15 protein-coding genes and 2 tRNA genes are annotated in these 23,019 nt (G+C 62.2%); 13 read left to right on the top strand and 4 right to left on the bottom strand.

From position 1 onward, the window contains the following. From DW899_RS10535 to DW899_RS05965, 10 genes are all read left to right on the top strand, one after another. Positions 1-97, top strand: a tRNA-Sec gene (locus DW899_RS10535). A gap of 262 nt (positions 98-359) precedes the next feature. Continuing rightward, on the top strand, positions 360-1,715 hold the full coding sequence (gdhA, locus tag DW899_RS06005) for an NADP-specific glutamate dehydrogenase (RefSeq protein ID WP_117790751.1): 1,356 nt from the start codon (positions 360-362) through the stop codon (positions 1,713-1,715). Between the two features lie 140 nt (positions 1,716-1,855). Then, complete coding sequence (locus DW899_RS06000) at positions 1,856-2,770, top strand: xanthine dehydrogenase family protein subunit M (protein ID WP_117800319.1); 915 nt, start codon at positions 1,856-1,858, stop codon at positions 2,768-2,770. Then, a complete protein-coding gene (locus tag DW899_RS05995; RefSeq protein ID WP_117800318.1) occupies positions 2,770-5,601 on the top strand; it encodes a molybdopterin cofactor-binding domain-containing protein in 2,832 nt (943 codons plus the stop codon). Before DW899_RS06000 ends, DW899_RS05995 begins: the two co-directional genes overlap by 1 nt. A 140-nt stretch (positions 5,602-5,741) precedes the next feature. Continuing rightward, a tRNA-Leu gene (locus tag DW899_RS05990) sits at positions 5,742-5,825 on the top strand. Positions 5,826-5,913: 88 nt separating this feature from the next. Then, positions 5,914-7,215: a trigger factor gene (gene tig / locus DW899_RS05985; RefSeq protein ID WP_233502592.1), complete on the top strand. Its 1,302-nt coding sequence runs from the start codon at positions 5,914-5,916 to the stop codon at positions 7,213-7,215. Between the two features lie 162 nt (positions 7,216-7,377). Next, entirely contained in the window at positions 7,378-7,998 is a 621-nt protein-coding gene (locus DW899_RS05980; RefSeq protein ID WP_022095182.1) for an ATP-dependent Clp protease proteolytic subunit, read from the top strand. 1 nt (position 7,999) lies between these two features. Further along, positions 8,000-9,406: an ATP-dependent Clp protease ATP-binding subunit ClpX gene (clpX, locus tag DW899_RS05975; protein WP_117800317.1), complete on the top strand. Its 1,407-nt coding sequence runs from the start codon at positions 8,000-8,002 to the stop codon at positions 9,404-9,406. Between the two features lie 286 nt (positions 9,407-9,692). Further along, positions 9,693-12,389 (top strand): valine--tRNA ligase, encoded by a 2,697-nt coding sequence (locus DW899_RS05970; protein WP_117736426.1) that lies wholly within the window; start codon positions 9,693-9,695, stop codon positions 12,387-12,389. A gap of 245 nt (positions 12,390-12,634) precedes the next feature. Continuing rightward, positions 12,635-13,978 carry a folylpolyglutamate synthase/dihydrofolate synthase family protein gene (locus DW899_RS05965; protein ID WP_117800316.1) on the top strand — a complete coding sequence of 448 codons (1,344 nt, stop codon included), beginning with the start codon at positions 12,635-12,637 and terminating at the stop codon, positions 13,976-13,978. Positions 13,979-14,083: 105 nt separating this feature from the next. Here the strand turns inward: DW899_RS05965 and DW899_RS05960 are convergent, their stop codons facing one another. The 4 genes from DW899_RS05960 to DW899_RS05945 form a co-directional block, all read right to left on the bottom strand. Beyond that, positions 14,084-15,172, bottom strand: coding sequence for a Xaa-Pro peptidase family protein (locus DW899_RS05960; protein ID WP_117800315.1), 1,089 nt, complete (start codon positions 15,170-15,172; stop codon positions 14,084-14,086). Between the two features lie 393 nt (positions 15,173-15,565). Continuing rightward, entirely contained in the window at positions 15,566-15,964 is a 399-nt protein-coding gene (locus DW899_RS05955) for a DUF1667 domain-containing protein (RefSeq protein WP_117800314.1), read from the bottom strand. A 3-nt stretch (positions 15,965-15,967) separates the two neighbouring features. Further along, the gene (locus DW899_RS05950) at positions 15,968-17,383 is read right to left on the bottom strand and encodes an NAD(P)/FAD-dependent oxidoreductase (protein ID WP_233539922.1); all 1,416 of its coding nucleotides are present in this window, start codon (positions 17,381-17,383) and stop codon (positions 15,968-15,970) included. Between the two features lies 1 nt (position 17,384). Further along, complete coding sequence (locus DW899_RS05945) at positions 17,385-18,848, bottom strand: NAD(P)/FAD-dependent oxidoreductase (RefSeq protein WP_117800313.1); 1,464 nt, start codon at positions 18,846-18,848, stop codon at positions 17,385-17,387. A gap of 727 nt (positions 18,849-19,575) precedes the next feature. Between DW899_RS05945 and DW899_RS05940 the strand changes: the two genes are divergently transcribed. The 3 genes from DW899_RS05940 to DW899_RS05930 all read left to right on the top strand — a co-directional run bounded on the left by DW899_RS05940 (position 19,576) and on the right by DW899_RS05930 (position 22,911). Next, entirely contained in the window at positions 19,576-20,007 is a 432-nt protein-coding gene (locus tag DW899_RS05940; protein ID WP_055251579.1) for a zinc ribbon domain-containing protein, read from the top strand. A 223-nt stretch (positions 20,008-20,230) separates the two neighbouring features. Further along, entirely contained in the window at positions 20,231-21,994 is a 1,764-nt protein-coding gene (gene thrS, locus DW899_RS05935) for a threonine--tRNA ligase (RefSeq protein WP_055251577.1), read from the top strand. 326 nt (positions 21,995-22,320) lie between these two features. Beyond that, positions 22,321-22,911 (top strand): hypothetical protein, encoded by a 591-nt coding sequence (locus tag DW899_RS05930; RefSeq protein ID WP_117758989.1) that lies wholly within the window; start codon positions 22,321-22,323, stop codon positions 22,909-22,911. Positions 22,912-23,019: the final 108 nt, after the last annotated feature.

Raw genomic sequence — 23,019 nt, 5'->3', positions numbered from 1 at the left:
GGGAACGGATGGGCTCCGGTGGGCCCCGCGGTCCTCAAAACCGTTGTGAGGCGTGCAAAACGTCTTGGATGTGTTCGATTCACATACGTTCCCGCCAACGCATCCTGCCAACCACCACAAAGGTGCCTGTCCTCTTTGTGGTGGTATGGACCATGTGGACGAAACAGCTTCGAAACACGCAACTTGCACGTCAGGCGCTCAAAAACGCATCTACCTGCATCGTAATCAAAATGAAACATCCGCCCGCGATCTTATCCGTAACTTTGCCGCAACAGTGCGATATTATCCATACACGATAAAGCTCGCGGCGCATGGGGTGCCGCGACCGACACTTTTCGTTTCCCATCATTGGAGGAAGCATGAGCTACACGCAGAAAGTTCTCGAAGAGCTCAAGGCCCGCTATCCCGAGCAGCCTGAGTTCATCCAGGCCGCGACCGAGATCCTCGGCACCATCCAGCCGGCGCTCGACGCCCACCCCGAGTACGAGGAGGCAGCCCTGCTGGAGCGCCTCGTCGAGCCCGAGCGCATCGTCATGTTCCGTGTTCCCTGGGTCGACGACCAGGGCAAGGTTCAGGTCAACCGCGGTTACCGCGTCGAGTTCAATTCTGCCATTGGACCCTACAAGGGCGGCCTGCGCTTTAACCCGACGGTCACCCTGGGCATGCTCAAGTTCCTGGGCCTGGAGCAGATCCTCAAGAACAGCCTGACCACCCTTCCCATGGGCGGCGGCAAGGGCGGCTCCGACTTTGACCCCAAGGGCAAGTCCAACAACGAGATCATGCACTTCTGCCAGTCCTTCATGACCGAGCTCTATCGCCACATTGGCCCCAACACCGACGTTCCCGCCGGCGACCTGGGCGTTGGCGGCCGCGAGGTTGCCTACCTGTTCGGTCAGTACAAGCGCCTGACCAACGAGTGGACCGGCGTCCTCACCGGCAAGGGCCTCTCCTTTGGCGGCTCGCTCGCCCGTACCGAGGCCACCGGTTACGGTTTGGTCTACTTTGTGGACGAGTACCTCAAGAGCCGCGGCGACTCCTTCGAAGGCAAGAACGTCGTCGTTCACGGCTCCGGCAACGTCGCTATCTACGCCGTCCAGAAGGTCGCTCAGCTCGGCGGCAAGGTGCTGGCCTGCTCCGATACCCACGGCTGGGTCGAGGATCCCGACGGCATCGACTACACCGTGCTCGAGCATGTCTACAACAAGAAGCGCTCCGGCCACGACAAGGGCGTTACGCTCGCTATGTACGTTGACGAGAAGCCCAACGCCGTGTGGCACGAGGGCGACGGCCGTGGCGTTTGGCAGCTGCCCTGCGACATCGCGCTGCCCTGCGCTCGCGAGAACACGCTGCTGCTCGAGGACGCCCAGGCGCTCGTCGCCAACGGCTGCAAGGTGGTCGGCGAGGGCGCGAACATGCCTACGACCATCGAGGCCACGACCTACTTCCAGGAGAACGGCGTCGCCTTTATGCCCGGTAAGGCTGCCAACGCCGGCGGCGTACTCGTGTCCGGCCTGGAGATGAGCCAGAACGCCGAGCACCTGTCCTGGACCTTCGAGGAGGTCGACGGCAAGCTCGAGCAGCTCATGCGCGGCATGTTCCACAACGTGGACGACACCGCCAAGGAGTACGGCCAGGAGGGCAACTTTGTCATGGGCGCCAACATCGCCGGCTTCCTGAAGGTCGCCGACGCCATGCTCGCCCAGGGCGTCTGCTAAATCCAGCTCAACATAGCTCCATACAGCATCAGCTGATGAGCTTAAGGCTCCCGACCATATTGGCCGGGAGCCTTTTTCTATGGTGGTGAGGGTCGTGCGCCCTCGTTTGGTACACTTAGAGGTACTGGACAAGTAAAGAGATGGGGGAGAACGTGCTCAAGTTCGGTACCTACGTCCGTGTTGGAAACGCGGCCGAAGCCTATGAGCTCTTGCAGAAGAACCGCAACAACAAGATTGTGGGCGGCGGTATCTGGATGCGCCTGGGTTCGCGTCGTGTGGCGACGGCGATTGACCTTTCGGCCTGCGGACTCGATCAGATCGAGGAGACCGAGACCGAGTTTCGCATCGGTGCCATGTGCACCCTGCGCCAGCTCGAGCGCCATGCCGAGCTCAACGCGCTTGTCAACAACGTATTCGAGTTTGCCGTCCACGATATCGTGGGCGTGCAGCTGCGCAATACCGCCACGGTGGGCGGCAGCATCTACGGCCGCTTTGGTTTTTCGGACGTGCTCTCGGCCTTTTTGGCGCTCGACTCGTACGTTGAGCTGACGGGTGCCGGCCGCGTGCCGCTTGCCGAGTTTGTGAACATGGGCTATGTGCGCGACGTGATCGAGCACGTCGTGGTCGTTAAGCACGACTACCGCGCGAGCTACGAGGCCGTACGCAAGGCCGCGACCGACTTCCCCTCCCTAAACGTTACCGCCGCCTGGTGGGATAACAGCTGGCATGTCACCGTGGGCGCTCGCCCGCTGCGTGCGACCCTGCTGCAGGGCGAGGCGTGCGGCCTGGTGAACGAGCAGCCTTCCGAGGACGAGCTGCGCGCCCTGGCCGCGTCCGTGCGCGCGCTCAGCTATGGCACCAACATGTGGGGCTCGGCCGAGTATCGCCGCCGCATCTCGGCACCGTTGGCGATTCAGGCCGTGCGCCGCGCCGCCGGCATTGAGCTTTCGGCCGCGCTTGCCCGCGAGCTCGAGACCGTTCAGGTCCCCAGATATGCTACGGACGAGTATTCCTGCCGCCGCGTGCCCGGCGTCGATTCTAGCGAGGTGCGCTAATGGCTGCCAAACTCATCGATCTTTCCTTTACGCTCAACGGCCGTAAGGTCAAGGTTCAGATTGCCCCCGACACCATGCTCTTTGCGCTGCTGCGCGAGCAGGGCTGTGCGTCGGTGCGCTGCGCCTGCGAGACCACCAACTGCGGCCTGTGCACGGTGTGGCTCGACGGCGACCCGGTGCTGAGCTGCTCGGTTCCCGCCGCGCGCGTCGAGGGCCATACCATCACCACGCTCGAGGGCCTCAAGGCTGAGTCCGAGGCGCTTGCCCGCGCGATGGCTGCCGAAGGTGCCGAGCAGTGCGGTTTTTGCGCCCCCGGCCTCATCATGAACGTGCTGGCGCTTGCCCGCGCCGCCAAGGAGGACCCGAGCCTCGTCGCCACGCGCGAGGAGCTCTCGCGCCAGCTCGCCGGCAACCTCTGCCGCTGCAGCGGCTACGAGAGCCAGCTGCGCGCCATCGTCCGCTTCCTTAACGAGTCCGGCGTGCAGGTGGGCTTCGAGATGCCCGAGCTGCCGGTCAACGACACGAGCTCTGACGGCGTCACCTACAAGCAGATTACCCACAAGCAGCCCAAGAAGGACTCGAAGGCCCTGCTCGAGGGCCGTCCCGTCTACACGGGCGATATGGTGCCCGCCGGTGCGCTCATCGTCAAACTCAAGCGCAGCCCGTATGCCCGCGCCAAGATCCGCTCCATCGATACGTCGCGCGCCCTGAAGGTGCCCGGCGTGGTGGGCGTCTACACCTACGAGGACGTTCCCAAGCGCCGTTTTACCATTGCCGGCCAGAGCTATCCGCAGCCGAGTCCCTACGACCGTCTGATTCTCGAGAACCTCGTCCGTTATCAAAACGAAGAGGTGGCGATCGTCGCCGCCGAGACCGAGGAGGCCGCCGACAAGGCGCTCAAGCTCATCAAGGTCGACTACGAGGTGCTCGAGCCCCTGCTCGACTTTACCCAGGCACTCGATAACGACATCGTGGTCCACCCCGAGAGCGACGTGACCTTTATGTTCCCGCAGGGCGGTGATGTTCCGCGCAACCTGGTGTGCAGCGGTACCAGCGATTATGGCGATCTGGACGAGGCCTTCGCCCAGAGCGACATCGTCTTTGAGCGCACCTACACCAGCCAGGCCACGCAGACCGCGCCCATGGAGACCTTCCGCGCCTTTGCGACGACCGACGCGTTCGGGCGCATCTCGGTGACCACCTCCACGCAGGTGCCCTTCCACGTGCGCCGCATGGTCGCGCAGTCGCTCGACATTCCGCAGTCGCAGGTGCAGGTCATTAAGCCGCGCATCGGCGGCGGCTTTGGCTCCAAGCAGACGGGCTGCTGCGAGATCTTCGTGGCGTTCGTCACCCAGCAGACCGGCCGTCCGAGCTACTGCTGCTACACCCGCGAGGAGACCATCACTGCGGGCAACTCGCGCCACCAGATGCAGATGACCGTTAAGCTGGGCGCCATGAACGACGGCACCATCACGGCAATCGATCTGCACACGCTGTCCAACGCCGGCGCTTACGGCGAGCACGCCACCACGACGATCGGCCTCTCGGGTCACAAGAGCCTGCCCATCTACAACCACGTGAAGGCGAGCCGCTTTAGCTGGGATGCCGTCTACACCAACACCAACCGCGGCGGCGCGTATCGCGGCTACGGTGCCACCCAGGGCCAATTTGCCGTGGAGAGCGCCGTCAACGAGCTCGCCGACATGCTGCACATGGACCCCGCCGACCTGCGCCTTAAGAACATGGTGCACGAGGGCGAGGTCATGCCGCAGTACTACAACGAAAAGCTCAACGCCTGTGCGCTCGACCGCTGCCTGCTGCGCGCGATGGACATGATCGGCTGGCGCGACAAGCCGCTGGCCGTCGACCTGGGCGACCGCGTGCGCGCCCTGGGCTGCGCGCTCACCATGCAGGGCTCGGGCATCTCCAACGTGGACATCGCCGGCATCGACATGCGCCTGGAAGAGGACGGCTTCATTACCATCGGCACCGGCGCCACCGATAACGGTATGGGCGTCGACACGATCTTGGCGCAGATTGCCGCCGAGGAGCTGGGCGTGGAGAGCTCGCTCATTGTGGTGCGCGGCGTGGACACCGACGTGTCGCCGTTCGACGCCGGCTCGTACGCGAGCTCGGGTACGTACGTGACGGGCCTGGCAGCCAAGAACGCCGCGACCGAGCTGCGCCAGAAGATTTGCGCCAAGGCCGCCCAGATGTGGGACGTGGACGCCGCCGACGTGGTCTTCGACGGCCAGTACGTGCGCCTGTCCGACGAGCGTGCCGCGCGCGAGCAGAACCGCTACCTCACGCTGCGCGACTTTGCCAACCTGTGCGTCAAGAACATCGCGGGCGGCGACGCGCTGACCTCGCATGCCTCTGCCTGCCTGCCCGTTTCGCCCCCGCCGTTTATGGCCGGCATTGCCGAGGTCGAGGTTGACAAGGCCACCGGCAAGGTGACCGTGGTGGATTACGCCGCTGCCGTCGATTGCGGCACCGTGATCAACGAGGCGCTCGCGCGTGTCCAGGCCGAGGGCGGCATTGCCCAGGGCATCGGTCACGCGCTCTACGAGATCGTCGAGCATGACGACCGCGGTCGCCTGCGCACCGGCAACTTTATGAGCTACAAGCTGCCTACGCGCCTGGATATCGGCAGCATTCGCGTGGCCTTTGAGCCGAGCTACGAGCCGACGGGCCCGTTTGGCGCCAAGTCGATCGGCGAGGTCGTCATCAACACGCCGCTCGCCGCCGTGGCCTCGGCCGTGGCGCACGCCACCGGCCACCAGGTCCGCTCGCTGCCGATCACGCCCGAGAAGGCCCTGCTGGGGGAGTAGCGGGTCGGCGAACAAGTCGTAATTGGCGGGGCGGGGCAACTCGACCCGCCTTTTGCACTCGTGGTGAGGTCGTGAGCCTGTAAAACGTGTGCGTGCGCTTGTCGTTCGTATCTGCTATCATTCCTAGTCTGTGCGCTCATGCGGGCGTGGCGGAATTGGTAGACGCGCCAGATTTAGGTTCTGGTGGGATTCCCGTGAAGGTTCGAGTCCTTTCGCCCGCACCAACGCATCTGCGTCGGCCCTGGCCGTCGCGACTCTTTGTTGCATAAAGGTACCAGCACCTCAGATAAGCTGGGCAGTATGAGGAGGAACGTGTTGAACATCACCGCTTCTGACGTCAAGGACGCCAAGCTCACCGCTACGGTCACCATCCCGGCCGCCGACGTCGACGCCGCGATCAAGAAGGCTTACAAGGACACCGCCAAGAAGTACCGCTTCCCGGGCTTCCGCGCCGGTAAGGCTCCCCGTCCGGTTATCGACTCTGCTCTTGGCGCCGAGGCTACCCTCGCTCAGGCCACCAACGACCTGATCGCCGCCAACGAGCCCGCCGTCCTCAACGAGCTGGACATCGTCCCCACCAAGAACGGTGACTACAAGGACCTCGACCTCGCCAAGGATCACGAGGACTACACCTACACCGTCGAGTTCTCCCTGCGTCCCGCCGCTGAGCTCTCCTCCTTCGACGCTGTCGAGATCGAGATGCCCCCTGCGGAGGTCACCGAGTCCGAGATCAACAACCAGGTCGAGATGCTCCTCAACTACCGTGCCACCTTCGAGGACGTTGAGGGTCGCGCCGTCGAGGCCGAGGACTACGTCACCGTCGACCTCAAGGCCGTCGAGAACGCCGACAACTTCGCTGCTGAGGGCCGCATGCTCATCGCCGGTAGCGACAGCAACCCCGCCGAGTTCAACGAGGCCCTGATCGGCGCTAACGTCGACGACGTCAAGACCGTCACCTGGACCGACGAGGTCGAGGAGGGCGAGGAGGCCGAGACCCACACCGTCGAGGTCACCGTCAAGGGCATCAAGGTCCGCAACACCCCCGAGCTCACCGATGAGCTCGTCAAGTCCGACTTTGGCTTCGACAGCATCGAGGCCATGCGCGACGCCATCAAGATCGAGATCGAGCAGGACAAGGCTTCCCGCCTGCCGGCCGAGAAGGAGAACCGTTGCGTCTCCGCTCTCGCCGAGCGCCTGCAGCTCGACGAGATGGACGCCGATTACGAGCAGTCCGTCTTTGAGGAGCTTGGCCAGAACTTCCTGTCCAACCTCGCCGCCCGCGGCATGACGCTCGACACCTGGCTGCCCGCTTCCGGCCTGACCATGGAGCAGTTCATCGGCGACCTGCACAAGCAGGCTAACGACGTTGCCCGTGAGTCCCTGGCTCTCGACGCCCTCGCCCGTGAGCTCAAGATCGAGGTCACCGAGGACGACATCAACGCCGAGTTCGAGAAGGCCGGCGTCAAGGACGTCGAGGCTTCCAAGGCCGAGTTCATCGCCGATGGCCGCATGCCTGCCGTCCGTGAGTCCATCCGTCGCTCCAAGGCCGTCGATCACCTGGTCGAGAACGCCAAGGTGACCGAGGTTGACGAGACCGCCAAGGACGCCGAGTAATTCTCGCCACCTTGCCCACGAGCGCTTGCGTGCGCCCGTGATGGGGTAAAGTTATAAGCCGGTTATCCGGTTGCTTCGTACGGTGCCAGCCAATGCATAGCATGCGGGCACCGTACGTTTGTCTAGAACCACTATTGGTCCGTAAGAGAAATGGAGATGCGTATGATCGCTAAGTTCGATTCCGCCCTCGTGCCATACGTTATCGAGCAGACGCCGCGCGGCGAGCGCAGCTACGATATCTATTCGCGCCTGCTCAACGACCGCATTATCTTCTTGGGCGAGGAAATCAACTCCGTCAGCGCCAACCTGGTCGTTGCCCAGCTGCTGCATCTTGAGAGCCAGGATGCCGAGAAGGATATCTCGCTCTATATCAATTCGCCCGGTGGCGAGGTCTACTCCGGCCTGGCGATTCTGGACACCATGAACTTTATCAAGCCGCAGGTCTCCACCATTTGCGTCGGTATGGCCGCGTCTATGGCCGCCGTGCTGCTTTCGGCCGGCGCCAAGGGCAAGCGCTTCTGCCTGCCGCACTCCAAGGTCATGATTCACCAGCCCAGCGGCGGTGCCCAGGGTCAGCAGACCGAGATCGAGATCGTGGCCGAGGAGATCAAGAAGACCCGCCGCGAGCTCAACCAGATTCTGTCCGACGCCTCGGGCCAGCCTATCGAGAAGGTCCAGGCCGATACCGAGCGTGACAACTACCTGACCGCTGCCGAGGCCCTCGACTACGGTCTGATCGACCGTATCGTCACCTCGCGCGATCTTGCCGCGAAGGACGCCTAGGATGGCCGGTAATATGCAGGACAACTTTGACGAGAACGGCAACCCCATCCGCTGTTCCTTCTGCGGAAAAGAGCAGGGTCAGGTTCGCCGCCTTGTTAAGGGCCCGACCAACATCTTTATCTGTGACGAGTGCGTCGCCGCCTGCTCCGAAATCCTTGAGGAGTCGCTGGCTTCGGACTTTATGGACGCCGCCCGCAACGGCAAGCTGCCGGGTTTCCTCAACGATCACGGCCAGGCTGCGTCCCAGCCTGCCGTTGACCCCGAGGCCGAGGGCTTTGAGCTCGAGGACGACCGTCAGGTCATCACGCACGTGCCGACGCCGCACGAGATCTATGACGAGCTTTCGGCCTATGTTATGGGCCAGGAGGACGCCAAGCGCGCCATGTCGGTGGCCGTGTACAACCACTACCGTCGCGTGATCGAGGGCGGCGCTGCGCTTTCGGCCTTTGACGATGGCTTGGACTCGCAGCTCGACGATGATATGGACGAGGTGGAGCTCGCCAAGTCCAACATTTTGCTGCTCGGTCCCACCGGTACCGGTAAGACGCTGCTGGCCCAGACGCTCGCGCGTATCCTCGAGGTGCCGTTTGCTATCGCCGACGCCACCGCGCTTACCGAGGCTGGTTACGTGGGCGAGGACGTGGAGAACATCCTGCTCAAGCTCATCAACGCCGCTGATGGCGACATTGAGCGTGCGCAGGTCGGTATTATCTATGTGGACGAGATCGACAAGATCGCTCGCAAGGCAGAGAACCTCTCCATCACCCGCGATGTTTCGGGCGAGGGCGTTCAGCAGGCACTGCTGAAGATTCTTGAGGGCACGGTGGCAAGCGTTCCGCCCACCGGCGGCCGCAAGCATCCCCAGCAGGAGCTGCTGCAGATCGACACGACGAACATCCTGTTCATCTGCGGCGGTGCCTTTGTGGGTCTGGACAAGATCATTGCCGATCGCGTGGGCAACAAGGGCGTGGGCTTTAACTCCGAGATCGCCGGCCCCACCTCGGTCGACGAGAACGACCTGCTGCGCCAGGTGCTCCCGCAGGACCTCAACGCCTTTGGCATGATCCCCGAGTTCGTGGGCCGTACGCCCGTCGTCACCCAGACGCAGGCGCTCGATGAGGACGACCTGGTGTCGATCCTGACCGAGCCCAAGAACGCCGTGGTGCGCCAGTACCGCAAGATGTTCCAGCTCGAGGATGTCGATCTTGAGTTTGAGGACGCGGCCCTGCACGAGATCGCCCGCATGGCGCTCGCCCGCAAGACCGGCGCCCGCGGCCTGCGCGCCATCTGCGAGGACGTGCTGCAGCAGACGATGTTCGACCTGCCCAGTGAGGAAGGCGTCACCAAGGTCGTCGTAACCGAAGCCTCCGTAAAAGGCACCGAACAGCCCCAACGCATCTACGGGTAAACCAGCCTAAAACGTGTTTCTAAATAGCCTCCGACCATCCACGGTCGGAGGCTATTTTATATATACGCAATAACCCCAACTACCTGTGTTATTCTGTGTGTTTGTTTAAGCCTCAGCGAAGTCATTCAGACTGAAGTAATCGATACCTAAGGGGAGGAATGTAGGCCCGATTTTCGTAGATTCCGCACGAGCCGAAGACCACGTAATGTGGTCTTCGAGCGAGCCCAGGACCTGACCGAGCAAAAATCGGGCCTACATTCCTCCCCGGTGGGACAGGGAGAGATATATGGAAGAAATGCCCAAGAACTACGATCCGTCGACCAACGAGCCGGCGATCCTGCAGAAGTGGCTCGACGGCGGCTACTATAAGCGCCGTGAGGGCGTGGGCGACTGCACCGTCACCATTCCGCCTCCCAACGTGACCGGCAAGCTCCACATGGGTCACGCCACCGACGACTCCATCCAGGACGCCATCATCCGTATGGCTCGCATGCGCGGCAAGTCTACGCGCTGGGTGCTCGGTACCGATCACGCCGGTATCGCCACGCAGACCAAGGTCGACAAAAAGCTCAAGAGCGAGGGCATCAGCCGCCTGGAGATCGGTCGCGACAAGTTTGTCGACGCCTGCTGGGACTGGACCCACGAGTACGGCGGCATCATTGTCGAGCAGATCAAGCGTATGGGCTGCTCCGTCGACTTTGACAACGAGCGCTTTACCATGGACGAGGACTACGCCCAGGCCGTGCGCAAGGTGTTCTGCGACTGGTACCACGACGGCCTGATCTACCGCGGCAAGCGCATCGTCAACTGGTGCCCCAACTGCACCACTGCTATCTCGGACGACGAGGCCGAGTACAAGGACGAGAAGGGCCACCTGTGGCACCTGCGCTACCCGCTGACCGAGCCGGTCAACGGCCAGGACTACATCGTCGTCGCCACCACGCGCCCCGAGACCATGCTCGGCGACACGGGCGTCGCCGTCTCCCCGAAGGATCCCGAGAAGGCCGCCTTCGTGGGTAAGACCGTCAAGCTCCCCATCGTCGACCGCGAGATTCCCATCTTTGAGGATTGGCATGTCGACGCCAACTTTGGCTCCGGCTTCGTCAAGGTCACCCCTGCCCACGACCCCAACGACTACGCCATGGGTCAGGCTCACGACCTGCCGCAGATCAACATCTTCGACGAGCACGCGGTGGTCGTCGAGGGCTACGGCGAGTTTACCGGCATGAACCGCGATGAGTGCCGCGAGGCTGTCGTCAAGTGGTTCGACGAGCACGGTCTGCTCGACCACGTCGAAGAGCTCGACCACTCCGTCATGCACTGCTACCGTTGCGACTCCGCCCTGGAGCCGTGGCTGTCCGAGCAGTGGTTTGTGGCCGTCGACAAGCTCAAGGGGCCGGCGCTCGACGCCGTCAACTCCGGCAAGGTCACCTTCCACCCCGCGCGCTGGACGCAGACCTACACCACCTGGATGGAGAACCTTAAGGACTGGTGCATCAGCCGTCAGCTGTGGTGGGGCCACCGCATCCCCGTGTTCTACTGCGAGGACTGTGGCTGGGAGGACGCCCTCACCGAGGACACCGACGTGTGCCCCAAGTGTGGCGGCCATCACGTGCATCAGGACGAGAACGTGCTGGACACTTGGTTCAGCTCGCAGCTGTGGACCTTCGCCACGCAGGGCTGGCCGCAAAAGCCGGAGCTGCTCGAGGGCCATCACCCCACGACGGCGCTCGTCACCGCACGCGACATCATCGCGCTGTGGGTCGCCCGCATGGTCATGAGTTCGCTGTATTTCTTGGACGAGGTGCCGTTTAAGGACGTCGTCATCTACCCGACGATTCTGGCCAAGGACGGCAGCCGCATGTCCAAGTCCAAGGGCAACGGTGTCGATCCCATGGACCTCATTGGCATGTACGGCGCCGACGCCATGCGCTTCAACCTGCTCACGCTGTGCACCAACAACCAGGACGTCAAGTTTGACGCGAACATCGACAAGAAGACCAAGAAGCTCATCGACAGCCCGCGTACCGACCAGGCCAAGAGCTTTGTGACCAAGATCTGGAACGCCAGCCGCTTCCTCCTCATGAACATGGAGGGCTACACGCCCGGCGAGCCCGTCGTGGAGACGCCGGCCGACGCCTGGATGTTCAGCCGCCTGGCCAAGGCCGTGAAGATGGTCACCGAGGGTATTGAGAATTACACCTTTGGCGACATGGCCCGCGGCGTGCAGCAGTTCTTCTGGAACGAGGTCTGCGACTGGTACGTCGAGGTCACCAAGGCCCGCCTGAAGGGCGAGGGCCGTCTGCAGGCTCAGCGCAACCTGATCTTTGTGCTCGACACGTCCATTCGCCTGATGCACCCGCTCATGCCGTTTGTCACCGAGGAGATTTGGGACAACATGCCGGCGAGCGTGCTCGATCTGGACGCCGAGGGCAACGTGAACCGCGCCGAGGCGCTCATGATCGCCAAGTGGCCCGAGCCCGCCGACTACGCCAAGTACGTCGACGAGCCCGCCGAGCGCGCGTTTGAGCTGTGCCGTGCCGTCGTGTCTGCCGCCCGTGCCACCCGTTCGCGCTATCGCTTGAGCCCCAAGGCGGAGCTCGACGTTGTCGTGCGCGCCGGCGCCGAGGACATCGAGAAGCTCGAGAGCCTGCGCTCGACCATTGAACCGCTGGCGAACACTGCTTCGCTGGTTATGGGTACCGACGTTGAGAAGCCGGCTGCGAGCATTGCCGTGGTCGACAGCGGCGTTGAGGTCTTTGTGGTGCTCGAAGGCAAGGTTGACCTTTCGGCCGAGAAGGCGCGCCTGGAGAAGGAGATCGCCGCGGCTCAGAAGGAGCTCGCTGGCTGCGAGAAGACGCTCGCCAACGAGGGCTTTGTGGCCAAGGCCGCGCCCGCGGTGGTCCAGAAGAAGAGGGACCGTGCAGCTGAGCTCAAGGAGATCCTGGCGGCGCTGACTGCTCAGGTTGCTGACTTCTCGTAAGGTTTACTCGGGGGCGCGTCCCGACGCTTTGCTCGCTACTGCGGACACCTATTCCGCCGTTCTACGAACGGCGGCTGACTCGACGCTGCAAACGCCTCTGATGGCCAAGGTGCCGTTCAACTTCGGGCGCATGGGCATAAGCCCTATGCGCCCTTGTTTCACGGCACCTTGGCTCATCAGAGGCGTTTTCGCTGACTATCCTCAACCTATACTGTTTTATTTTTCTATGAATGGCGGTTCTAAAAATGCCTAAGCGTTCCGGCTTGTATACCGTTCCTTTTGAGTTTGATTTGCTTTCGTTTGGTGAGGCTGTGGGGCTTGCTGCTGATACGGGGCGGATTTCTGGGGATGCTGGGCCTCTGCTTGAGACCGTTGTCGATATGCTCGATGAGCTGGGACGTCCGGACGAGTATTTCGATTGCATTCAGGTTGCCGGTACCAATGGCAAGACTTCGACCACGCGTTTTTCGGCTGCCATCCTTCGGGGCGAGGGGCTCAAGACCGCGCTGTATACGTCGCCGCAGCTGGTGCGCTATCCCGAGCGCATGGAGGTCGATGGGCGCGTCGTGAGTGATGAGGCGTTTGCCCGTGGTGTTTCCGCCGCCGTCGAGGCGGGACATCGCGTGAATGCGCGCCGTGTGGCGGCGGGGGAGCGCGCCTATACCATCACGCCGTTTGACCTGCTGACGGCTGCCGCGCTGGTCGTGTTTGCCGAGGCCGCGGTGGACGTTGCCGTGCTCGAGGTTGGCATGGGCGGCCGTTGGGACGCCACGAGTGCGACCGATCCCGTCGCCGTTGCCATCACCGGCATCGGGCTCGACCACACCCGCATCCTGGGTGACACGCTCGAGGCCATTGCGGGGGAGAAGGCTGCGGTCATCAAGCCCGGACGTTTGGTTGTGCTGGGTGAGGGTACGCACGAGTCGAGCGTTCAGCGCGTGATGGATGCCCGTTGTCGCGAGTGCGGCGTCGTGCCGCTCGTGGTGTGCCACGCCACGACCAAGGTGCCGGCGCATGTGGGCGATACGGTTGAGTTTAGCTGCACCACGCCGCGCGCGATTTATACGTCGAGCATGGTCAAGCCGGCCTATCAGCCGCAGAATGCCGCGTGCGCGATTATGCTGTGCGAGGGGTATCTGGGTCGCGAGCTCGATCATGACAAGCTCGATGCGTCGCTTATGGGCTGCCCCACGCCGGGTCGCTTTGATGTGCTGGGAACCAATCCGCTCAAGCTGATCGACGCCTGTCATAACCCTCAGAGCTGCGAGAACTTTGTGAGCGCACTGGACGAGATCGATTCGTGCGTAGAGAATCGCCCCACGCTGCTGTGCGCCGCGCTGGCCGATAAGGACGTGGCGGGTATCGTTGACGTTCTGGTTCCGGCGTTCCCCCGCGTGGTCGTAACCCAGACCGATTCCGATCGCGCCTTGCCCGCACAGGAGCTTGCCTCCCTGGTGGACGCCGACAAGCTCGCGGGCGTGTACCCCAGCGTATCCGAGGCCCTCGCGGCTTTCGATGCCGCGGGCGAGCCTTTCGTAGCAGCCGGTACCATCACCCTAGCCGGCGAAGTAGCGGGGCTGCTCCGTTAACCCATCCCCTCATCAGTTGCGGTGAAATAGTTCCTGTTTTTGGGTTCTAGCAGCCCATCCAGGAACTATTCCACCGCAACTTAGTTTGGGGGCTTGGGGACCAGGCTAGTCTAGGCTGACTGGGTCGTGGGGGTAGGCGTTGAGGATCTCGACGCCGGACTCGGTAACCAGGCACAGGTCCTCGATGCGGACGCCGGTGCGGCCGGGGAGGTAGATGCCCGGCTCGATAGAGAACGTCATGCCCGGCTCTACGACCTGCTCGTTGACAAGGGAAACGTCGCCCGGCTCGTGGTCCTGCAGGCCGATCGAGTGGCCCAGGCGATGCGTGAAGTACTTGCCGTAGCCAGCGTCCTCAATCACGTCGCGCGCGGCACGGTCCAGATCGCACATGCGCACGCCCGGCGCGATGAGCGCCTCGGCGGCCTCGTTGGCGCGGCGCACGATATCGTAGATGCGCTCCGTCTCCTCGTCCGGCTCGCCCCAAAAGAATGTACGCGTCATGTCCGAGCAGTAGTTGCAGCGGCGTCCGCCAATGTCGAACAGCACCACGTCGCCACGCTTGAGTACGGTGTCGTCGGGCTCGTGATGCGGATCGCCGGCGTTGGCGCCAAAGCTCACGATGGGCGGAAAGCTAAAGCCCTCGCAGTCGTGCTTGCGGTACAGGCCGAGCATCTGGTCGGCAATTTCGCGCCCCGTTACGCCCTCGTGAACGAGCTTGATGGCGTCGACCATCACGGCGTCGTTGGCGGCCGAGGACATGCGCATGAGCTCCTGCTCGGCGGCATCCTTGTGGGTGCGTGAAGCGGTGACGGCAAAATCGCCTAGGAAAAACTCGCTCGCGGTATGGCGCTCCATAAGGGGCATCAAAAAGCCGGAACGCATGACGGTGTCGATGCCAAGCGGCTTGGTCGGATCGACCTCGCGAGCGATAGCGTCTGTCACGACTTCGGTGTCGGTGTGATAGGCGACGCGGGCATTGTCGTACTCCGGCAACTGATGCAGCGCGTTGACCAAGATCACGGGCTCGTCATCGCGCGCGAGCAGCACACCGCAAAAACGCTCGAACATATCGGCATAAAAGCCGGTCAGATAGTAAATCGACCACGGGTCGTTTACGAGCAGCTGCGCACCGGGGTGCTGAGCCTCGAGCGCATCGAGCACGCGCGCCACACGCTGGTCATCGACATGTGCCATACATCGTCCTTTCGCTAGGTTGCCACCATGGTATCCCCAATGCCGGCGTAGTCAATTTGGGACGGGGCTATTTTAGCTGCATCAAACATGCGGAATGATAGGTAAAAGTAGTCATTAGAGGCCCGTCCCGAATTAGATGCTTTCAAAACTATGGCGGATTACGGGGCTGGACCTGTATTACTTGACCATGGGAAAAATCGCGAAATTAAAACCGCAGGTAGACGGCTTATCAAAAATCGAAAAATGCCGGTATGGATGGGGGTCTCCGAATCAGCCCCGTAATCCGGCATAGTTTTGAAATGGTGCAAATCCGATAGCAGCCAAGAGAGCGCTTTTGCAACCGAAAGGAAGGGAACGGGGTAGCTAAAAAGAGCCCCGTCCCAAATTAGCTGCTTAGGCGGGGTCGATGTCCATGCTGGCGATGAGGTCGATGTTGGTGTTGAGGAGGTTCTCCAGCACGACGTCGCCCATGCGGATGGGGGCGTTGACGACTAGACCTCGGATGAGGTCCATGGCTTGGGCGTGGAGTGCCAGCGGGATGGCTTCGGCCGTGCGCACGGGCAGCAGCGCCTCATCGCCGCCGGATACCGCCACGGTGGTGGTGAGCACGCGCATGGGGCAGGTGAGTTCCTGATGCGCGAATTTATCACCGCGTGGGCAGCTGTTGCCGGTCACGGAGCGCACCTCTGCCACGGCGCCGTTGGCATCGCGCTCCACCTCTACGGTCAGGAGGCACTCGGATGGGCAGGTGGTGCAGTTGAACTGCAGCGTTTCGATCACGTTATCGCTCATAGTTTATGCCTCCTCGATGGGGTCGACGGATAGGACAATCTCGCTGGCACCCAGGTCGAACGCCTGCTTGATGACCTTTGCCGGCAGCGGGAAGCTTTCCATGACGCTCGGTTTAAACGGGCGGACTTTGCCCGCAAACAGTTCTTCGCCGTTGGCTAAGATGCGCACGCGGGCGGCATCGACCGGCCGGCGCACGCGGAAGTTCAGCTTGGTGAGCGCCACAGCCGTAATGCGTCCCGGCAGTGCGTATCCCGCAATGCCGGCAGGGGAGACGGTGAGCTCGCAACCCGGGCCCGCAGCGCTCGCCCCGGCGTCGCCGCCCAATGCCCATGCCGCTGCAGCTGCGCCAGCCCTCTCGGACTCACACGTCACGTTGTCGGCCAGGTCGTGCACGTGCAACACGTTTCCACAGGCAAAGATGCCCGGCACGCCTGTCTGGAGGCTCTGGTCAACTACGGCACCGCGCGTGCGCGGGTCAAGCTCTACGCCTGCGGCAACCGAAAGCTCGTTCTCGGGAATTAAGCCCACCGAAAGCAGCAGTGTGTCACACGGAACAACGCGCTCGGTCCCCGGAATGGGCGCCAAGTGCTCATCGACCTGGCTCACCTCGACAGCTTCCACACGGTCGTGCCCGATCACGCGCGTTACCGTGGTGGACAGATGTAGCGGAACGCCAAAGTCGTCCAGGCAGTTCTTGACGTTGCGGCGCAGACCGTTGGCGTACGGCATGAGCTCGTACACGCCCTCGACCGAAATCCCCTCGAGCGTGCAGCGACGTGCCATGATCAGCCCGATATCGCCCGAACCCAAAATGACGGCGCGCGAGCCGGGTTTGAGGTTTTCGATATTGATGTATCGCTGCGCCAGGCCGGCCGTAAACACGCCGGCGGGACGGCTGCCGGGGATCTTGATCTCGCTGCGAGTGCGCTCACGGCACCCCATGGCAAGGACGACCGCGCGTCCGGTGAGCTGCAGCATGCCGGCGCGGCTCATGAGCGTGACGGCATGGACTGCGGTGGCTCCCGGGGCCTCGTCCACGCCCGACGCGCTCACGGCTGCGCCCGCGCCCTCGCCTGAATCAATCCCAATCACCATGCTGTTCAGGAACAGCGCAATATCGGTTGCCCGCACCTGGTCGATAAAGCGCTGCGCGTACTCGGGACCGGTGAGTTCCTGTTTAAAGTGCGACAGGCCAAAGCCGGGGTGGATGCACTGGCGCAGGATGCCGCCCAGATGCTGCTCGCGCTCCACGATGGCCACGCGCGCTCCGGCCTTATGTGCGGCAAGCGCGGCCGCCATGCCGGCGGGGCCGCCACCGATGACGACCACGTCGAAGGCCTGCGTTTGCACGGGCGCTGAGGCTCCGACCTCTGCGGTTCGAGCCTCCGCGCGTTCGTCGCGCATATCAAACGTCGCCATCCTAGCGTACCCCCTTCAGCGGTCCCTGGACCAGCCAAGATCCGGCATCCTCCAACAACACCTCGCTGGGGTCGCAGCCCAGTTCGCGCGCCAGGATCGCTACCACGCGGCTCTGGCAAAAGCCGCTCTGGCACCGACCCATGCCGGCGCGGCAGCGGCGCTTGACGCCCTCGACCGAAACCGCGCCCGGGTGGCGTCGGATCGCGGCAACAATCTCGGCCTCGGGCACCGTTTCGCAGCGGCAGACGATTTGCCCCCAAGCGGGGTCGGATTCAATGAGCTCTTCCTTGCGCGCAAGCGGCACGCGGTCAAAGTCGTCCGGCGCGCGGCGAATCGGGTCCCAATCGGCCCTTTCGCGCAAAGCAACGCCCGCCTCGCGCATCACGCGCTCCATGCGCTCGGCAATGGCCGGCGCGCTCGCCACGCCCGGCGACTGAATACCTGCCGCCTGGAACAGCCCCGGCACCACGGCCGACTGCCCAATAAAGAAGTCGTTCGTTCCCTTAATGACCGGTCGACCGCCGGCAAACGCGCGCACCACGCGACGCGTGTCCAGATCGGGCACCAGCTTGTGCGCACCGGTCAGGAGCGCGTTGACATCGGTCGCGTAGGTCTGCGTGTCGCCTGGCTCGCGCACGGCAGCCGTCGCGGTAATCACGGTGTTGCCGTGTACGGTACCCGTGACGATAACGCCCTTGGACACCGGCGTGGGAACGGGGTAGAGCGGCATGAGTGCACGCGGTTCCTTGTCCAGCACCACGATGTTGCCCTGGCGCCAGACCATCTGAAACTCCTCGGCACCGGCCATATGCGAGATGTCCGCGGCTCCGTTGCCTGCGGCGTTGATCAGGTAACGGCAGTGCACGTCTCCAGCGGGCGTTGCCAGCGTAAAGCGCACAGTCCCGTCGGTAGCCTCGCCGCCAGCAACCTCAATCGCTTCCACCGGCGCAGACCGCATAAATGTTACCCCGTTGGCCACGGCGTTCTCCAGCGCGGCGATGGCAACCTCAAACGGGTCGACAAACCCAGTCGAGGGGCACCACAACGCGCACGTTGCATCGGCACTGGCACGCGGCTCTAATTCGTGGATGCGGTCGGGTCCGACGATCGACAGCTCGGGAACACCGTTGACAAGGCCGTTGCTGCGCAGCTGCTCCAGATGCGCGCGGTCCTCGTCGTTAAAGCCCAACACCATCGACCCGGTGCGTCGGAACAGGAAGCCCAGCTCCTGCGCCCACGTACCGTACAACTCGCAGCCACGGGTGTTGACCTGCGCCTTAACTGTGCCCGGCGCCGGATCGTAGCCGGCGTGCACCAGGCCGCCGTTGGCCTTCGACGCGCCCAGCGCAATATCGTTAGCCGCCTCGACCACGCAGATGGACAGGTCATAGCGCGCGAGCTGCCGCGCGATGGCGCATCCGGTGATGCCCGCGCCCACAATCGCGATATCAAACGTTTCCGTCACAGTGCCTCCCAGACAAGTTGACAGGCTGTCAATAGGACTATCCTACGGTCTGCACACTCCCAGTGCGGCGGCAATGCGGCGAACAGCCCCGCAATACCCGCCAACGGTAGGCGAGGGGAGACTCGGCAACGTCGACAATCTCGTCCGCCGACAACTACGGCAACCGTTCGTCTCGATCTGTAACAGTTAGACGAGGATTTGGGTTCCAGATGTTACAGATCGAGACGTTTGCCAGACGGACCCTCCGTTCGTCTTGATTTGTAACAGTAAAAGGGGGAAATCGGTCCTATGTGTTACAGATTGAGATTCAAAGTCAGGGAGAGATTCTTCTGTCTCGATCTGTAATATCTGGGGACTGTTTTGGGGTCTAGATGTTACAGATTTAGATGAACCTATCAGTCGATTTCGAATGTCTTAATCTGTAACAGTTAGACCTGTTTTTGCCGAGTATCTGTTACAGATTGAGACATTCGGCCAGGACGTTTTCATTTGTCTTGATCTGTAACAGTAAGAGGGGTTTTGGGGCCCAAGATGTTACAGATCGAGATTGAAGTCGGGGAGGGACCCCTGTGTCTCGATCTGTAACACCTAGACCCGGATTCCGCTCCCACCTGTTACAGATTGAGATGTTTGTGTCCGCGCCAGCCCCGCCCCTAGCCGTGGTCCCATATAAACAAACCTCGTGGTAAACTTGACCGGACGGTTAATATTCCGAAAGGTATCCGTAATGTCCAAGTACATCTCCGAGCTCATGTCGCCGCAGCTTATGGGTGTCGTCTATGCCTTCGTTGGCTTTATCATCGCCCTGTATGTGCTGTCGGTCGTCTATGTGTTCATCGACGCTCGCCGCCGCGGCGCCAGCGCCTACGTGGCATGGGGCATCATCGCCCTCATCCCGTTTGTGGGCCTCATTGCCTACCTGGTCCTGCGCCCGCACTCCTACGCGTCCGACCGCGAGGAGCAGGAGCTGGACATGGCCCTGCGTGAGCGCCAGCTTGCCCAGTATGGCACCTGCCCGCAGTGCGGCGCGCCCATCGAGAAGGACTTCGTCGTCTGCCCGGTGTGCGACACCCAGGTTCGCAACGTATGCCCCAGCTGCCATCGCCCGCTCGATGCGCACTGGAAGGTCTGCCCCTACTGCCGAACTCGCATCCAGTAACGCATCCATCGTCGGGTCGGCCGCAAGCCACGGGCGCCGCAAGCCACGCGCGCCCCACACTCCGCCCCCACACGATGAAGCATGCGTAGAAAATCGCCCGCCGTGCCATTAAGGTGCGGCGGGCGCTTGTATACCAAGGCAACCTGCCTATAATGATGCAAGTTAAAACGCCGAGCGCATCGCACGCACTTGCATCAGGCATCCGAGAGGAGAAAACATACCCATGAAGGCACTCTACAATGACGGTTCGGTGGCCGAGCTCCCGCAGGACGAGGTCACGCACGTCATCCGCCACTCCGCCGCGCACATCATGGCGCAGGCCATCAAGCGCCTGTACCCCGAGGCCGACTTTGCCTACGGTCCCGCGACCGACAACGGCTTCTACTACGACGTCGACCTGCCCGAGGGCGTCAAGATCAGCGAGGACGACTTCCCCGCGATCGAGGCCGAGATGAAGAAGATCGTCAAGGAGAACCTCAAGTTCTCCGTGTACGAGAAGCCCCGCGCCGAGGCCATCGCCCTTATGGAGGAGCGCGGCGAGAAGTACAAGGTCGAGCACATCGGCGACCTGGACGATGACGCCCGTATCACCTTCTACCAGCAGGGCGACTACATCGACATGTGCGTCGGCCCCCACATCTGCTACACCAAGGCGCTGAAGGCCTTTAAGCTCACCGGCGTCTCGGGCGCTTACTGGAAGGGCGACAAGGACAACAAGATGCTCACCCGCATCAACGGTGTCGCCTTTGCCACCAAGGAAGAGCTCGACGAGCACATGCACATGCTGGAGGAGGCCAAGAAGCGCGACCACCGCAAGATCGGTCGCGAGATGGACCTCTTTATGATGCGCGACGAGGCCCCCGGCTTCCCGTTCTTCCTGCCCAACGGCATGATCCTTAAGAACACGCTGCTGGACTACTGGCGCGAGATCCACCACAAGGCCGGCTACGTGGAGATCTCCACGCCGCTCATCATGAACAAACAGCTGTGGAAGACCTCGGGCCACTGGGACCACTACAAGGACAACATGTACTCCACCGTCATCGACGACGAAGAGTATTGCATTAAGCCCATGAACTGCCCGGGCGGCGTGCTGGTGTACGCCTCCAAGCCGCACTCCTATCGCGAGCTGCCCATTCGCGCCGGCGAGATTGGCCTGGTGCACCGTCACGAGCTTCGCGGCGCCCTGCACGGCCTGTTCCGCGTGCGCTGCTTTAACCAGGACGACGCCCACTTGTTTGTGCGTCCCGACCAGCTGACCGACGAGATCGTGGGCGTTGTCAACCTCATCGACTCCGTGTACCAGAAGTTTGGCTTTAAGTATCATGTCGAGCTTTCCACCCGCCCCGAGGACTCCATGGGTTCGGACGAGGACTGGGCGCGCGCTGAGGAGGGCCTGCGCACCGCTCTGGAGAAGCTGGGTATGGACTACGAGGTCAACGAGGGCGACGGCGCCTTCTACGGCCCCAAGATCGACTTCCACCTGGAGGACTCGCTCGGACGTACCTGGCAGTGCGGTACCGTGCAGCTCGACTTCCAGATGCCGCTCAACTTTGATCTTGAGTACGTGGACGCCGACGGCACCAAGAAGCGCCCCATCATGCTGCACCGCGTGTGCTTTGGCTCCATCGAGCGCTTCATTGGTATTCTGATCGAGCACTTTGCGGGCAAGTTCCCCACTTGGCTGGCTCCCGTGCAGGTCAAGGCACTTCCTGTCTCCGAGAAGAGCCGCGACTACGCTCACGAGGTGTGCGCCAAGCTGGAGGAGGCCGGTATTCGCGTGGTCTGCGACGACCGCGACGAGAAGATCGGCTACAAGATCCGCGAGGCCCGCAGCATCGACCGCGTGCCCTACATGCTCATCCTGGGCGAGAAGGAGGTCGAGGCCGGCAACATCTCCGTTCGCGATCGCTCCAACGAGACCGTTCAGATGAGCGTCGACGAGTTTGTTGCCAAGGTGACCGAGGAGATCAAGACTCGCGCCTAGCACAAACCATACAAGAATTAACAAAGGCGATCGTCCTCGCGGGCGGTCGCCTTTTTTGTTATCTATAGAAGAAAAGCCGCTGGTTAGGGCGGCTTTTTTTGTTGTGCAAAAAGGTACAGGTTTTTGTAGAGGCGCATGGAGATGTGTCCGTTCGCGCTGCAATTTGTGTAATCTGGGAAAACGTGAGCAGTTTGCTCGTATAATGAGCAATGCCGAAAGATACAAAAACCTGTACTTTTGCGACTGCGCCTAGCTGCGAGCGAGAAGCCTGTTCTAAACGCCCTTGCATTTGCGTGCATCGCAAATCCAAAAGAGGGGGCGAGAACATGGAACAGACGGCACGGCGCCAAGAGAAGCTGCCGGGCGCATTTAACGGCGCCACCACCAACAGCCAGCACGGCCGCGTCCGCTGGTATCTGGTCCACACCCCCAACGGCAAAGAGCGCGAGACCTGCGAAAAGGTGCGCCGTATTATCCCACACGAGCTGATGCAGAACGCTTTTGTGATGCAAAAGGAGTTCTGGTTTAAGCGGGACGGCGCATGGTCGCTCCAAACCAAACCCATGTACAAGGAATACTTCTTCGTCGCCACGCACGATGCCGCTGCGCTCGATAGGGCTTTGGCCCAGTTGAGTTTTGGCTGCCGCATTGCTGGCAGCAGGGAGCGGGCCTATGCGCCCATGCCGGACGATGCACAGGACTGGTACCGCAGCGTGCTCGACGACGACGACGTGGTGCGCAACAGCGTGGCGCGCATAGAAGACGGTGTGCTGCACATAGAACAGGGGCCCTTGGTGGGGCAAGAGGCCCGTGTGCACAAGATCGACCGTCGTAAACGCTGGTGCTTGGTGGACGTAGGCGAAGGCGATTCCAGCTTTAGGGAAGTGCTTCCGCTCGACGTTCCCATCAAAACGTAAGGGAGACGTTGCACCGGCAATTCATTCGTTTTTTGAATTCGTGGATGGGGGGGGGTTCCTGGGGACAGGGACGTAAGTTTTATCGTGACTGCTAATAAAGAAATGACA

Source organism: Collinsella sp. AM41-2BH, from assembly GCF_003468085.1.
In the GTDB taxonomy this organism is placed as follows: domain Bacteria; phylum Actinomycetota; class Coriobacteriia; order Coriobacteriales; family Coriobacteriaceae; genus Collinsella.
The sequence above is the reverse complement of the archived record's forward strand: the minus strand, read 5'-3'. Positions and strand labels throughout refer to the sequence as shown.

Coding starts and splice junctions, on each gene's coding strand:
- DW899_RS05930 (WP_117758989.1), top strand. CDS start 22,321: ATGGAACAGACGGCACGGCGCCAAGAGAAGCTGCCGGGCGCATTTAAC.
- DW899_RS06000 (WP_117800319.1), top strand. CDS start 1,856: ATGGGGGAGAACGTGCTCAAGTTCGGTACCTACGTCCGTGTTGGAAAC.
- DW899_RS05950 (WP_233539922.1), bottom strand. CDS start 17,383: ATGGCGACGTTTGATATGCGCGACGAACGCGCGGAGGCTCGAACCGCA.
- DW899_RS05970 (WP_117736426.1), top strand. CDS start 9,693: ATGGAAGAAATGCCCAAGAACTACGATCCGTCGACCAACGAGCCGGCG.
- clpX (WP_117800317.1), top strand. CDS start 8,000: ATGGCCGGTAATATGCAGGACAACTTTGACGAGAACGGCAACCCCATC.
- gdhA (WP_117790751.1), top strand. CDS start 360: ATGAGCTACACGCAGAAAGTTCTCGAAGAGCTCAAGGCCCGCTATCCC.
- DW899_RS05960 (WP_117800315.1), bottom strand. CDS start 15,172: ATGGCACATGTCGATGACCAGCGTGTGGCGCGCGTGCTCGATGCGCTC.
- DW899_RS05965 (WP_117800316.1), top strand. CDS start 12,635: ATGCCTAAGCGTTCCGGCTTGTATACCGTTCCTTTTGAGTTTGATTTG.
- DW899_RS05940 (WP_055251579.1), top strand. CDS start 19,576: ATGTCCAAGTACATCTCCGAGCTCATGTCGCCGCAGCTTATGGGTGTC.
- DW899_RS05995 (WP_117800318.1), top strand. CDS start 2,770: ATGGCTGCCAAACTCATCGATCTTTCCTTTACGCTCAACGGCCGTAAG.
- thrS (WP_055251577.1), top strand. CDS start 20,231: ATGAAGGCACTCTACAATGACGGTTCGGTGGCCGAGCTCCCGCAGGAC.
- DW899_RS05980 (WP_022095182.1), top strand. CDS start 7,378: ATGATCGCTAAGTTCGATTCCGCCCTCGTGCCATACGTTATCGAGCAG.
- DW899_RS05955 (WP_117800314.1), bottom strand. CDS start 15,964: ATGAGCGATAACGTGATCGAAACGCTGCAGTTCAACTGCACCACCTGC.